At 70.9% G+C, this 12750-nt stretch carries 16 protein-coding genes; 12 read left to right on the top strand and 4 right to left on the bottom strand.

Annotation, left to right across the window (positions count from 1 at the left end):
* The first annotated feature begins 53 nt into the window (after positions 1–53).
* Genes tsaB through ACIPEK_RS18685 form a run of 4 tightly spaced genes read left to right on the top strand, consistent with a single transcriptional unit; the run spans position 54 to position 2615 of the window.
* Positions 54–716: a tRNA (adenosine(37)-N6)-threonylcarbamoyltransferase complex dimerization subunit type 1 TsaB gene (tsaB, locus tag ACIPEK_RS18670; RefSeq protein WP_401997109.1), complete on the top strand. Its 663-nt coding sequence runs from the start codon at positions 54–56 to the stop codon at positions 714–716.
* On the top strand, positions 713–1234 hold the full coding sequence (gene rimI, locus ACIPEK_RS18675; RefSeq protein WP_383075948.1) for a ribosomal protein S18-alanine N-acetyltransferase: 522 nt from the start codon (positions 713–715) through the stop codon (positions 1232–1234). Before tsaB ends, rimI begins: the two co-directional genes overlap by 4 nt.
* A complete protein-coding gene (gene tsaD / locus ACIPEK_RS18680) occupies positions 1234–2334 on the top strand; it encodes a tRNA (adenosine(37)-N6)-threonylcarbamoyltransferase complex transferase subunit TsaD (RefSeq protein WP_401997112.1) in 1101 nt (366 codons plus the stop codon). The genes rimI and tsaD overlap by 1 nt, the downstream gene beginning before the upstream one ends.
* Entirely contained in the window at positions 2331–2615 is a 285-nt protein-coding gene (locus ACIPEK_RS18685) for a hypothetical protein (RefSeq protein ID WP_093893478.1), read from the top strand. Before tsaD ends, ACIPEK_RS18685 begins: the two co-directional genes overlap by 4 nt.
* On the opposite strand, the gene ACIPEK_RS18690 is transcribed toward ACIPEK_RS18685, so the two are convergent.
* Positions 2554–3297, bottom strand: coding sequence for a TetR/AcrR family transcriptional regulator (locus tag ACIPEK_RS18690; protein WP_383075944.1), 744 nt, complete (start codon positions 3295–3297; stop codon positions 2554–2556). The genes ACIPEK_RS18685 and ACIPEK_RS18690 overlap by 62 nt on opposite strands.
* Before the next feature lie 91 nt (positions 3298–3388).
* Between ACIPEK_RS18690 and ACIPEK_RS18695 the strand changes: the two genes are divergently transcribed.
* From ACIPEK_RS18695 to ACIPEK_RS18710, 4 genes are all read left to right on the top strand, one after another.
* The gene (locus tag ACIPEK_RS18695; protein WP_401997116.1) at positions 3389–4885 is read left to right on the top strand and encodes an MFS transporter; all 1497 of its coding nucleotides are present in this window, start codon (positions 3389–3391) and stop codon (positions 4883–4885) included.
* Positions 4886–4926: 41 nt separating this feature from the next.
* Positions 4927–5292 carry a YciI family protein gene (locus ACIPEK_RS18700; protein ID WP_266358684.1) on the top strand — a complete coding sequence of 122 codons (366 nt, stop codon included), beginning with the start codon at positions 4927–4929 and terminating at the stop codon, positions 5290–5292.
* A 41-nt stretch (positions 5293–5333) separates the two neighbouring features.
* On the top strand, positions 5334–6605 hold the full coding sequence (locus ACIPEK_RS18705; RefSeq protein ID WP_401997119.1) for an RNA polymerase sigma factor: 1272 nt from the start codon (positions 5334–5336) through the stop codon (positions 6603–6605).
* Positions 6606–6682: 77 nt separating this feature from the next.
* A complete protein-coding gene (locus ACIPEK_RS18710) occupies positions 6683–7147 on the top strand; it encodes a VOC family protein (RefSeq protein WP_401997122.1) in 465 nt (154 codons plus the stop codon).
* 24 nt (positions 7148–7171) lie between these two features.
* Here ACIPEK_RS18710 and ACIPEK_RS18715 read toward each other — a convergent pair whose 3' ends face one another.
* Positions 7172–7792 (bottom strand): class I SAM-dependent methyltransferase, encoded by a 621-nt coding sequence (locus ACIPEK_RS18715; RefSeq protein WP_401997125.1) that lies wholly within the window; start codon positions 7790–7792, stop codon positions 7172–7174.
* 101 nt (positions 7793–7893) lie between these two features.
* On the opposite strand from ACIPEK_RS18715, the gene ACIPEK_RS18720 reads away from it, so the two are divergent.
* Positions 7894–8559 carry a hypothetical protein gene (locus tag ACIPEK_RS18720; RefSeq protein ID WP_401997128.1) on the top strand — a complete coding sequence of 222 codons (666 nt, stop codon included), beginning with the start codon at positions 7894–7896 and terminating at the stop codon, positions 8557–8559.
* A gap of 53 nt (positions 8560–8612) precedes the next feature.
* A complete protein-coding gene (locus ACIPEK_RS18725) occupies positions 8613–8978 on the top strand; it encodes a hypothetical protein (RefSeq protein WP_327273466.1) in 366 nt (121 codons plus the stop codon).
* 15 nt (positions 8979–8993) lie between these two features.
* Here ACIPEK_RS18725 and ACIPEK_RS18730 read toward each other — a convergent pair whose 3' ends face one another.
* Entirely contained in the window at positions 8994–10259 is a 1266-nt protein-coding gene (locus ACIPEK_RS18730; RefSeq protein WP_401997131.1) for a methyltransferase domain-containing protein, read from the bottom strand.
* An 82-nt stretch (positions 10260–10341) separates the two neighbouring features.
* Between ACIPEK_RS18730 and ACIPEK_RS18735 the strand changes: the two genes are divergently transcribed.
* Positions 10342–11367: a polysaccharide deacetylase family protein gene (locus ACIPEK_RS18735; protein ID WP_401997134.1), complete on the top strand. Its 1026-nt coding sequence runs from the start codon at positions 10342–10344 to the stop codon at positions 11365–11367.
* A gap of 214 nt (positions 11368–11581) precedes the next feature.
* On the opposite strand, the gene ACIPEK_RS18740 is transcribed toward ACIPEK_RS18735, so the two are convergent.
* Entirely contained in the window at positions 11582–12064 is a 483-nt protein-coding gene (locus ACIPEK_RS18740; RefSeq protein ID WP_401997137.1) for a DUF6234 family protein, read from the bottom strand.
* 327 nt (positions 12065–12391) lie between these two features.
* Here ACIPEK_RS18740 and groES point away from each other — a divergent pair, with 327 nt between their 5' ends.
* On the top strand, positions 12392–12700 hold the full coding sequence (gene groES / locus ACIPEK_RS18745) for a co-chaperone GroES (protein WP_093540722.1): 309 nt from the start codon (positions 12392–12394) through the stop codon (positions 12698–12700).
* The last annotated feature ends 50 nt before the right edge of the window (positions 12701–12750 follow it).

Consider the following 12750-nt stretch of genomic DNA (forward strand, 5'->3'; position numbering starts at 1 on the left):
CAGGACGCCGTACGGGACGCCGTGCCCGGTCGGAGGAGCCGTAGGCTGTTTGCGTGCTCTTGCTCGCCGTGGATACCGCCACCCCCGCCGTCACCGTCGCCCTTCACGACGGGACCTCCGTCATCGCCGAGTCCGGCCAGGTCGACGCCCGAAGGCACGGGGAGCTGCTGCTGCCCGCCGTCGACCGGGTCCTCGCCGAGGCCGGGGTGAAACTCGACGCCGTGACGGACGTGGTCGTGGGCGTCGGGCCCGGACCGTACACCGGGCTGCGGGTCGGCCTGGTCACGGCCGCGACCTTCGGCTCCGCGCTCTCCGTACCCGTGCACGGGCTGTGCACCCTGGACGGTCTCGCGTACGCCGCCGGGCAGGGCGGCCTGGAAGGCCCGTTCGCCGTCGCGACGGACGCCCGCCGCAAGGAGGTCTACTGGGCGAGGTACGACGACTTCCGTACGCGCGCCACGGAGCCCGCTGTCGACCGGCCCGCCGACATCGCCGAGCAGCTCGCCGGACTTCCCGTCGTCGGGGCGGGCGCGGTGCTCTACCCCGAGGCGTTCCCGGACGCCCGGGGCCCCGAGCACGTCCTTGCCGGTGCGCTGGCCGCCCTCGCCGCCGAGCGTCTCGCCACGGGCGCGGAACTGCTGCCGCCGCAGCCGCTCTACCTCCGCAGGCCCGACGCCCAGGTCCCGAAGAACTACAAGGTGGTCACCCCGAAGTGACGACCACGACTGCCGTACTGCGCGAGATGCGCTGGTGGGACATCGATCCGGTGCTGGAGCTCGAACACGAGCTGTTTCCGGACGACGCCTGGTCGGCCGGCATGTTCTGGTCCGAGCTGGCGCACTCCCGCGGCCCGCAGGCCACCCGCCGCTACGTCGTCGCCGAGGACCCCGTCACCGGCCGGATCGTCGGCTACGCCGGGCTCTCCGCGGCCGGTGACCTCGCCGACGTACAGACGATCGGTGTCACCCGCGACCACTGGGGCGGCGGCCTCGGCTCCGAACTCCTCACCGATCTGCTGAAGCACGCCACGGCCTTCGAGTGCGCCGAAGTGCTCCTCGAGGTCCGCGTCGACAACACCCGGGCGCAGAAGCTGTACGAACGCTTCGGCTTCGAACCGATCGGCTTCCGACGCGGGTACTACCAGCCGGGCAACATCGACGCACTCGTCATGCGCCTCCACGTACACGAACACGATCACGTGCAAGAGCTCGCACAGGGAACAGAGACTGACTGATGGCTGACGAACCGCTCGTACTCGGCATCGAGACCTCCTGCGACGAGACCGGCGTCGGCATCGTCCGCGGTACGACGCTGCTCGCCGACGCCGTCGCGTCCAGCGTCGACACGCACGCCCGCTACGGCGGCGTCGTCCCCGAGATCGCCTCCCGTGCGCACCTGGAGGCGATGGTCCCCACCATCGAGCGCGCCCTGAAGGAGGCCGGGATCAGCGCCCGCGACCTCGACGGCATCTCCGTCACCGCGGGCCCCGGGCTCGCGGGCGCGCTGCTCGTCGGCGTCTCGGCGGCGAAGGCGTACGCGTACGCGCTGAACAAGCCGCTCTACGGGGTCAACCACCTCGCCTCGCACATCTGCGTCGACCAGCTGGAGCACGGCCCGCTGCCCGAGCCGACGATGGCGCTGCTGGTCAGCGGCGGCCACTCCTCGCTGCTGCTCGCGCCGGACATCACCAATGACGTACGGCCGCTGGGCGCGACCATCGACGACGCGGCGGGCGAGGCCTTCGACAAGATCGCCCGGGTGCTGGACCTCGGCTTCCCCGGCGGTCCGGTCATCGACCGGCTGGCGAAGGAGGGCGACCCGAAGGCGATCGCGTTCCCGCGCGGTCTGAGCGGCTCGCGCGATCCCGCGTACGACTTCTCCTTCTCCGGTCTGAAGACCTCGGTGGCCCGCTGGATCGAGGCCAAGCGTGCGGCGGGCGAAGAGGTGCCGGTACGGGATGTGGCCGCGTCCTTCCAGGAGGCCGTGGTGGATGTGCTCACCCGAAAGGCCGTCCGGGCCTGCAAGGACGAGGGCGTCGACCATCTGATGATCGGCGGCGGTGTCGCGGCCAACTCACGGCTGCGGGCGCTGGCCGAGGAACGGTGCGAGCGGGCCGGCATCCGGCTGCGGGTGCCGCGGCCGGGGCTGTGCACGGACAACGGGGCGATGGTCGCGGCGCTGGGCGCGGAGATGGTGGCCCGGGGCAGGCCGGCGTCGGATCTGGAGCTGTCCGCAGACTCCTCGCTGCCGGTGACCGACACCCACGTCCCCGGTGCCCACGCGCACGACCACGACCATGTGCACGAGATCAGCAAGGGCAATCTCTACTCATGAGCGGTACGACCGTTGCGCTGATGTGGGAGGCCCGCGCCGCCGACGGCAGGGGCTCCGAACTCCTGGAGTGGGCGCGCGCCCGGTCGGCCGAGCTGGCCCGCGAGCCGCTGCGCCGCGAGCTGCTGCGCGCCCCGCAGGACCGGGTCCTGGTCATCACCTGGTGGGAGGGGGCGTACGGCGACGAGCTGCCCGAACTCCCCGAACCGGACGCCGAGTTGATCACTCGTCCGGTGCACCGCTGGCGTTTCGAGTCCCTGGGGGCCGTCGGGTCCCTCGGCTGATCAGCCCCTCGATGATCGCGTCGAGTTCCTCCGCCACTTCGTAGTCGGCTGCGTACTCGCGCCATCGGTCCCTGACCTCCGTCAGCCGGGGCAGCGCGGCCGCGTCCTCCTCGGTGATCATCTCGGGGAAGTACCGCCTGCCCGGCGGGTTCTCCGCGCGGCGCTCGGCCGCCCTGCGGAAGACCAGGTCGCCGTAGACGTAACTCCAGATCGTCCGGTACGCGCGTACCGCCTGGGCGGGGGAGAGGCCGCAGGCGAGCGCGGAGTCGATGATCTCCTCGACCATCCACAGCGCGTTCTTGTCGGTGAGCTCGCCCAGCGCCAGGACGTCCAGCACCCAGGGGATCCGCGCCAGGATGCCGTGCATGTGCACCGCCACCGCGAGCAGCCGCTCGCGCGGTTCCTCGGGCAGTTCGGGGCGCGGGAAGGCGGCCGCGGTGCCCGACAGGGTGAGCATCAGCAGCTCGTCCTTGTCCTGCACATAGTGGTACAGCGCCATCGGCGTGGAGCCGAGCTCCTTCGCCACCCGTCGCATGCTCAGGGCGTCCAGGCCCTCTTCCTCGATGATCCGGCGCGCGGTGGCGACCATCGCGTCCGGGTCGAGCCTGCGCGGCCGTCCGACGGACCGTTTCGCCGCCGTCCGCTTCTTCGCTGTTCCTGATGCCTTTTCTGTCCCTGACACCCGGGCATTGTCTCCCGTTCCCTTGCGGCGACTAATTTCTATACGCGTATAGTAATGGCTCGACCGAGTGACCGCGAGGGAAGGGGAAGTCATGAACGACCAGTCAAGGCAAGTGCGTTGGCTGCTGATGGTGGCTCTCATCGTGCAGTTCATGGTGGCGTTGGACATGTCCGTGGTGAACGTCGCGCTGCCGGACATGCGACGCGATCTCGGCTTCACCGCGGAGGGGCTCCTCTGGGTGGTGAACGCCTATGCGCTGGCGTTCGGCGGGCTGTTGATGCTCGGTGGGCGTCTCGCCGATCTGATCGGCAGCAGCCGGGTCCTGACGGCGGGCCTGGTGCTCTTCGGCGTGGCGAGCCTGGCCGGGGGACTCGCATGGTCGCCCGGTGGGCTGATCGCCGCACGGGCGGTCCAGGGGATCGGTGCGGCCGCGCTCGCCCCGGTCGCCTTCGCCCTGATCGCCATCGCCTTCCCGGCCGGGCCCGCCCGCTCCCGTGCCCTGGGGCTGTGGGGCATGGCGGGTGCGGCGGGCGGAGCGGTGGGCGTGCTCGCCGGCGGGGTGCTCACCGATGCGGCGAGCTGGCGTGCGGTGATGCTGGTGAATGTGCCGATCGTGGTGTTCGCGCTGGTGGGATCCGTACGCTCCGGGCTGGAGAGCCGCCCCGCCCGGACCGGCGCCCGGCTCGATGTGGCCGGAGCGCTGCTGGCAACCGCCGGTACAGCCCTGCTGGTCCTCGGGCTCGTACGCACATCGAGCCACCCATGGGGGTCGGCACAGACGCTGAGCACACTCGGTGCCGCCGTGCTCCTGCTGGCAGCTTTCGCCGCCGTCGAGCTGCGGGCCGGGACTCCGCTGCTGCGCCTCGGTCTGCTGAAGGGGAGGCCGGTCCTGACCGCGAATCTCTTCTGCCTGCTGCTGAGCTCGGGGCAGTTCGCCGCGTTCTACTTCGCCTCGCTCTACATGCAGCAGGTGCTCGGTTACGGGCCGACCGCCGCCGGTGCCGCGTTCCTGCCGTTCTCGGCGGGCGTCGTAGCGGGCTCGCTCGTCGCCACCCGTACGGTCGCGGCGCTCGGCACCCGGCGACTGTTGGCAGTGGGCGGTGGTCTTGCCGCGGTCGGTCTCGCCGGGTTCGCGGCGACGGCGCAGGCGGACGGCAGCTTCCTGTACTCGATCCTCGGCCCGTCCCTGGTCTGCAGCGTCGGTATCGGGATGTGCTTCGTACCGCTCGGCACCGCGGCTACGACCGACGTCGCATCCGACGAGACGGGAATGGCCTCCGGACTGCTGAACAGCGCCCGCCAGGTCGGCGGCTCGTTGGGGCTCGCGGTCCTCGTCACCGTCGCCGCCCAGGTCACCGGCGACGGGGGCCGGCCGGCCGATCTGGCGGCGGGATACGCAGCGGCGTTCTGGGTCTGCGCGGGGCTGCTCGCGGCGGCGGCGCTGGTGGCCCTGGTGCTGCTCCCGGCACAGGAACAGACCGCTCCGGTGGCCGCCCCGGTGGCCGCTCCGGTGGCCGCTCCGGGAGATTCTCAGAAGAATTCCGGTGGAGCTGTCGATCCGGCCGTCTCCCGTTCGACGCAAGGGTGAGAGGCGGGGAAAGACCCCGCCCTTCCGACCGAGGAGTCACCATGCCCCGCTTCATGTCGCTGATCCGTATCGATGAGCAGAACCTCCCCTCCGAGAACCCGGGCCCCGAGTTCGAGAAGCGCATGGGCGCCCTGTTCGAGGAGATCACCAAGGCCGGGGTCATGCTGGAGACGGCCGGGCTCACCCCGACCGCCCAGGGCACGAGGGTCACCTGGTCCGGCGGCAAGCTCAGCTGCACCGACGGTCCCTTCACCGAGACCAAGGAGGTCGTCGGCGGCTATGCCATCCTCCAGGCCAAGGACAAGGCCGAGGCCCTGGAATGGACCAAGCGGTTCCTGCAGATCCACCCGGCGAACTGGACCGTCACCTCCGAGGTCCGCCAGATCGACGAGGCCACGGGCCTCTGACCGGTCGCGCTTGCCGCTTCCCGGCACGGCTGCTCTGATGAGTGACCGTGACGGCAGCAAGCGCGAGGACGGCGGTCGAAGCGGTCTTCAGGATTGAGTCCGCGCGGATCATCGCAGGTGTCACCCGCATCGTGCGGGACGTGGGCATCGCCGAGGAACTCGCGCAGGACGCCCTGGTGGCCGCGCTGGAACAGTGGCCGGAGTCAGGTGTCCCGGACCGGCCGGGCGCCTGGCTCATGGCCACCGCCAGACACCGCGCGATCGATCTCGTACGCCGCAAGGAGACGTACGCGCGCAAGCTGGCCGAGGCCGGGCGGGCCCTGGAGGACGTGCCGCCGCCCGAACCCGCCGAAGCGGACGACATCGACGACGACCTGCTCCGGCTGATCTTCACCGCTTGCCATCCGGTGCTCTCCACCGCGGCCCGGATCGCCCTCACCCTGCGCCTGCTCGGAGGACTCACCACCGATGAGATCGCCCGCGCGTTCCTGGCCCCCGAACCGACCGTCGCCCAGCGCATCGTCCGGGCGAAACGGACCCTGGGCCGAGAGGGCGTCGCCTTCGAGGTGCCCTACGGACCCGAGCGCGCCGTCCGCCTCGATTCCGTGCTCGAAGTCATCTACCTGATCTTCAACGAGGGGTACGCGGCGACCGCGGGCGATGACTGGCTGCGCCCGGCGCTGTGCGAGGACGCGCTGCGGCTGGCCCGGGTGCTCGCGGGCCTGATGGAGCAGGAGCCCGAGGTCCACGGCCTGGTCGCGCTGCTGGAACTCCAGGCCTCGCACACCGCCGCCAGGACCGGGCCGGACGGCGCGCCGGTGCTGCTCGCCGACCAGAACCGGGCCCGCTGGGACCACCTGCTGATCCGGCGCGGCGTCGCGGCCCTGGAGCGGGCCGTGGCCGCGACCGAGGAGGGCGCCGGTCTCGGCCCGTACGCCGTGCAGGCCGCGATCGCCGCGTGCCACGCCCGGGCGGTGACGTACGAGGACACGGACTGGACGACCATCGCCGCCCTCTACGGCCGCCTCGCCGTGATCGCACCGTCCCCGGTCGTCGAGCTCAACCGGGCCGTGGCGGTCTCGATGGCGCAGGGCCCGGCGGCCGGCCTCGCCCTGGTCGACGCGCTGGCCGACGACCCGGCGCTCAAGGACTACCACCTGCTGCCCAGCGTCCGCGGCGATCTGCTGGTCAGGACGGGCCGTACGGACGAGGCGCGGGCGGAGTTCGTAAGGGCGGCCGGACTGACCCGGAACGAGCGGGAACGCGCGATGCTCCTGGACCGCGCGGCACTTCAGGGCCGCGCCGACCGGTGAGTTCCGGGCGCCGGACCGGTCTACCCCGCACAGGCTTCGGCACCATCCGACTCCGCGCCACCCGACAGGAGCAGACCATGCAGAAGATCAAAACCTTCCTGTGGTTCGACAACCAGGCCGAGGAAGCCGCGAATCACTACATCTCCATCTTCGGCGGCGACTCGAAGGTGCTGAACACGACGTACTACAACGAGGCGGCGCCCGGCGAGACGGGCAAGGTCATGACCGTCGGCTTCCGGCTGGCCGGCCAGGAGTACGTCGCGCTCAACGGCGGCCCGCAGTTCCCCTTCACCGAGGCGATCTCGCTGTCCGTGGACTGCGCGTCGCAGGAAGAGGTGGACACCCTGTGGTCCAGGCTCACCGAGGGAGGCGAAGAGGGGCAGTGCGGCTGGCTCAAGGACAGGTACGGCCTGTCCTGGCAACTCGTTCCGCAGGGGCTGGGCGAGGCGCTGTCCGACCCGGACCCGGCGAAGGCCGAGCGGGCGACGAAGGCGATGCTCGGCATGAGGAAGCTGGACATCGAGGCGCTGCGCAACGCCTGAACCCCGCCCCCGGCACCGGCCCCCTCAGGGCGCGGCGACGCCCATCGAGTCGGCGCCCATCGGCCTCGGCGCGCCCTTCTCGTAGAACACGTCCAGGTCGACGATCGTGAACCCCGCGGCCGTCAGCATCTCGGCGATCGGCCGGGTCAGACGGCACCCGGCGAAGAGCCGCCGCTCCAGCGGATCGAGGCGGCGCTGCCAGCGGCGTACGTTCTCGTCCTCCTCCGGCGCCAGCCCGTGCTCCAGGAAGTGCAGGGTCGCGCCGGGCTTGAGAACCCGCCGCACCTCGCGCAGCGCCGCATCGGCGTCGGGGATGGTGCACAGCGTCCACGTGGACAGGGCGCCGTCGAAGGTGTCGTCCTCGAACGGCAGATACCGGCTGTCCAGACAGGCACGCCGTACCGGGGCGCGCCCCGCGTCGATACGGTCACGGGCCAGCTTCCAGCCGAGATCGGACGGCTCGACCGCGGCCACGTCGGTGACGGCATCCGGATAGAACGGAACGTTGTGCCCGGAACCGAACCCGATCTCGATGATCTCGCCGTACAGGCCTTCGCAGACCCGGCGCCGCAGCGGCTCGGCCGACTTCATTCCGCCGACGGCATCGGCGATCCGGGGCACGATCCGCTCGACATAGAACCCCATCGCGAACCTCCGTGTGTCCCTTCCCAGCATGGCACTGCGGCGGCCCCGACGCACTGTGCCCCCTCGCAGGGAGAGGGGGCCCGGTCGATAGGGTCGGGGCCATGGTCAGCCCTGCACAACTTCCGCCGCCCCCACCGCCCGTGGAGATACGTGCCTGGCCCGACCGTGAGGCGCTGCTCGCCGACCGGGCCGTGGTGCTCGGGGAGTTGGTGAAGATGCATGTCTCACCGGGGCGGCTGGCGGTGCTGTGGCTGTGGGGAGCGCTCTGTGCGGTGGGCTGGTCGCTGGTCGGCTCGGCGATCGTCACGTTCGAGCAGTCGTACGACGTCTTCAGCACCGTGCTCGGTGTGATTCTCGTCGGCATGGGTGCCTGCTGCACGGTGCCCGCGATCACCTTCGTCGTCATCGGTCTGCGCCGCGACCACCACATCCGCCGACTGCTCGGCGCCTGGGGCGAGTTGGAGCGCGATCCGGTGCGCGATGCGCGGCTGCGGATGCCGGGCGTCAGCCTCGTCTGGCTGCTGATGTCCTTCGCGCTGTGCGCACTCGGGCTGTACGCGTGCATCGCCGTCCCGGCGACCGTCGAAGCGGGCCGGGGGGCCTACGGCCTGGTCGCCCTGGTCATGGGACTCGGGATGACCGGCTGGATCGTCGGACTGATAGGCATCACCAAGGCGTTCGCCCACCGGCGTTGGGTGCTGCGGGTGCTGATCGGAGCGCCCGCTCCGGAGCCGGTGTTCTCCGTCGGGGGCGGCGCGCACCGCTGACCCCGGACCTATCCTGACCGGATACATGAGTCACGCAGGGGGAGGAGTGTCACATGGAGTGGTACTGGTGGGTGCTCATCATCTTCTGGACGGGCGGCTTCGGATGGGCCGTCGACAACGTCCGTACCGCGCTGCGCAACCGGCACACCCGCAAGCTGGAGCTGCTGGAGGCGGCCAAGCAGGAGCGGCTGGCCGTCGAAGCGGCCCACAAGCCGCCGGAGCCGGTCTGCGGCTGCACGCACCATCTCGCCAAGCACGACAAGCAGGGCAAGTGCCATGAGCGGGTCGAGGTGCCGACCGCCTGGGACGATTCCAAGAAGCCGGTCCGCTTCGAGTCGGGGCAGTGCAACTGCCAGCAGTACGTGGGTCCTCAGCCGCTCTCGCAGGTGTACGCCGAGGACCTGACCGACCTGGCCTGATGGCCGCCCCGCCGGTCAGGCGGGTCCGGTCAGCGGGTGACCGATCAGCATCGTCGGGGCTCCGGCCACCCGGGTGAGGAAGACCGTCGCGGCGTTCGGCCCCTGGAGCTTCATCCTGCGGCGCAGCTCCTCCGGCTCGACGGCCGAGCCGCGCTTCTTCACCGTCAGGACGCCGACCTTCCGCTCCCGCAGCAGGGCCTTGAGCTTCTTCATGTTGAACGGCATCCGGTCGGTGATCTCGTACCCGGCGGTGTACGGGGAGTCGTACGGCTGGTCGCTCGTGACGTACGCGATGGTCTCGTCGACCAGTCGGCCGTCGCACCGCGCCACGATGTCGGCGACCAGATGGGCGCGGATGACGGCGCCGTCCGGCTCGTACAGATAGCGGCCGACCGGGCCGACGGGCGGGGCGGGCAGCGGGGTGCCGGACCACAGGGTGGCGCGGGCGGGAAGCACGGTGGCGCGGTAGGAACCGGCCGCGAAGCCCTCGCCGAACCAGAGCACCGCCTCCTTCACATCGCCGCCGTCCGAGATCCACTCGGCCTCCGCCTGCGCCGGGATCGCCTCGTGCGGGATGCCGGGGGCGATCTTCAGTGCGGCACGGGGCGCCTCGAGTGCGGCGCCGGTCGCCCAGGAGAGCGGCGGTGAGTACGCCTCGGGGTCGAAGATCCTGCCCCTGCCGCCGCGCCGGGCCGGGTCGACGAAGACCGCGTCGTAGGGCGAGGTGTCGATCTCGGTGACATCGGCGCACCGCACCTCGATCAGACCGTCCAGGCCGAGCGCGGCGGCGTTGGCGCGGGCCACCTCGGCGGTCAGCGGGTCGCGGTCCACTGCGAGGACGAAGATGCCCGCCCGTGCGAGCGCGATCGCGTCGCCGCCGATCCCGCAGCAGAGATCGGCGACGCTCCGCACCCCGCCCGCCGCCACGAACCGCTGTGCGCGATGGGTGGCCACCGACGTACGTGTCGCCTGTTCGACGCCGTTCGGTGTGAAGAACATCCGGTACGCGTCCTCGGCACCGAATTTCGCCACCGCCCGCTGCCGCAGCCGCGCCTGCCCCAGCGCCGCCGAGACCAGCGAGGCCGGGTGGGTGCGGCGAAGCCGGGTGGCGGTGGTGAGCTCCTGGGCGGGGTCGTAGGACCGCAGCCCGTCCAGGAGCGCCGCGCCCTCGGGGGTGCGCAGGGCCATGAAAGCGGCGAGGGGGTCGGACGGGTCGGGGGCGTCGGACCTGTCGTCGGCGTCGGACGGGTCGTTCGGGGCGAAGGCGTTCACGCGCCCCATTGTGAGCCAGCCGGGTTGACCGGCGGGCCCGGTGGCGGTGTCGGGCCGGGGCGCCCCTCACGTGCTGGCAGGATGCGACGCCATGCAACTTGTACGACAAAAGGAAAAATTAACCATGAAAAGGAGCGGATCGGGCATGCCGGAACCGGGGGGCGGGCGGGGCTCCGGCAGGCATCGGCCGGCCTGCGCGGTCCTGGCCGCACTCCTGGTCGCCGCGGTCTGCTCCGGCTGTGCCTCCCAGGCCGGCGGCCGGTCCGGCGACGGTGGCGAGCACCGGGCCCGGCCTGCCGCCGGACCGCCGGGTGTTCCCGGACTGGGGGCGGGCCCCGGACAGCTTGCCGGCCAGGGCGGCGCACCCGCCAAGCTCCGTGAGAACGCGAGGTTCGGCCCGGCCGTACGGGCGGCCCTCGCCAAGAAGTGGAGGCTGGACAGGCCACCGCTGATCGCACCCCCGCCACCCGCCGTGAAGCCGCACATCACCACCCGCGAGGGGTTCGAGGTCAACGGCGGCGACGCCTCGCTGCCGCCGGTCTTCACCACCGTCCCGACCAAGGACCGGGTCGTCTTCCTGACGATGGACGACGGTGACGAGAAGGATCCCGAACTGCTGCAGATGATGGACGAGCTGGACATCCCGTACAGCGCGTTCCTCAGCGACTACCTGGTGCGCGACAGCTACGGGTACTTCCTGGAGATGCAGCGGCTGGGTGCCGGCCTCAACAACCACACGCTCAACCACCCCTACCTGCCCGGACTTTCGTACAACGAGCAGAAGAGCGAGATCTGCGGCCAGCAGGCCATCATCGAGGAGCAGTACGGGCAGCGGCCCACCCTCTTCCGCCCGCCGTACGGCAACTACAACGCGGACACACTGCGCATCGCGAAGTCCTGCGGCATCAAGGCCGTACCGCTCTGGAACGCGGAGGCGTTCCCGGACCACATGGAGTGGCGCGAGGCGGACCAGGACCTGCACCCCGGCGACATCATCCTCACGCACTTCCGGGGCCGGAAGGACTGGGGCGGCAGCATGGCCGACCTGGTCCGGGCGGTCATGAAGACCATCACGGACAAGGGGTACGCCGTGGCCCGGCTGGAGGACTACGTATGAGAAGGGTGCATCGCCTGCTCGCCGGACTGCTGACCGCCGGTGCGCTCCTGGCCGCCACCGCCGGGTGCGCACAGTCGGTGGACCCGATCGAACGGCTGGGCCGCAAGGCCGCACAGAAGGTGACCCACCCGAAGCCGGCCCCCGCGGCGGGCCCGCAGGCGCATCCGCACGGCGACCACGGGGGGTCGGGGTCGCTGGTCGTCATCGCCTGCCGTCAGCTGAAGGAGTCCAGGCACTCGCGGTTGTCGCCACCGCTGAGGCACTGGTGGCCGGACCGGCCGGGATCGTACGGGGGAGCGGAGGCCGGCGCCGGGTGCGAGCGGCGGTAGTCCTCGTGCCCGATCAGCGCCGCCATCACGCACAGCAGGAGCGCGGCCAGGATCTGGACCGCGCCCGCCCAGGGCCGGTTCGCGCGGATCAGCACCACGGCGAACAGGCAGATCACCGTGGCGATCCCGCCGAAGACGAGGACAGGCGTCCAGTCCATCGGCGGTGGCTCCGTCGACTCCTGACCGTCGGGGTCCCACCGCAAGAGGATCAGGTAATAGAGGGCCCCCATGCAGATCACCCCCTCCAGGACCGCCGGCAGCAGGCCCAGCAGCACGTCCAGGCAGCCGTTCACGGGTCGCGAGGAGTCCTGCGCGGCCGAGGGGTGATGCGGCAGCGGGTTCGACGGCTGGTACGGAGGTTCGAGCATGAACCCACGGTCGTACGGAACGGTGTGGTCCGGCCCCGCGTTGTCCCTGTGCCGTCCGGACCTTTGCGTTCTCCGGACCGCCGCATGCGGCCGGCGCCCCGTCGCACCGTGCGCGAGCGGGGTCCACATGACGCCACGACTGGCTGAATTGGCACTCCGCTTGACCGAGTGCTAATCCCGGTCATAGTCTCGGTGCTGGCACTCACCACTGGAGAGTGCCAGCAGTACTGTGCGACTGGCAGGTCCGGCACCCGCGACGACGGATCCACCTGGTCGCCATCCAAAGACTCTTAACCCCGTGAGATCTCCGAAGGGGGAGACCGGATCGTGTCGACCGCCAGCACCAAGGTTGCGATCAAGCCGCTCGAGGACCGCATTGTGGTCCAGCCGCTCGACGCCGAGCAGACCACGGCCTCCGGCCTGGTCATTCCGGACACCGCCAAGGAGAAGCCCCAGGAGGGCGTCGTCCTGGCCGTGGGCCCGGGCCGCTTCGAGAACGGCGAGCGCCTTCCGCTCGACGTCAAGACCGGCGACGTCGTGCTGTACAGCAAGTACGGCGGCACCGAGGTGAAGTACAACGGCGAGGAGTACCTCGTCCTCTCGGCTCGCGACGTGCTCGCGATCATCGAGAAGTAATTCACCCACGTTTGCTTCTGTTCTGCGCCCCTGGCCCCCTGCGAATAACC

This window comes from Streptomyces sp. NPDC088246 (genome assembly GCF_044741025.1).
In the GTDB taxonomy this organism is placed as follows: Bacteria; Actinomycetota; Actinomycetes; order Streptomycetales; family Streptomycetaceae; genus Streptomyces.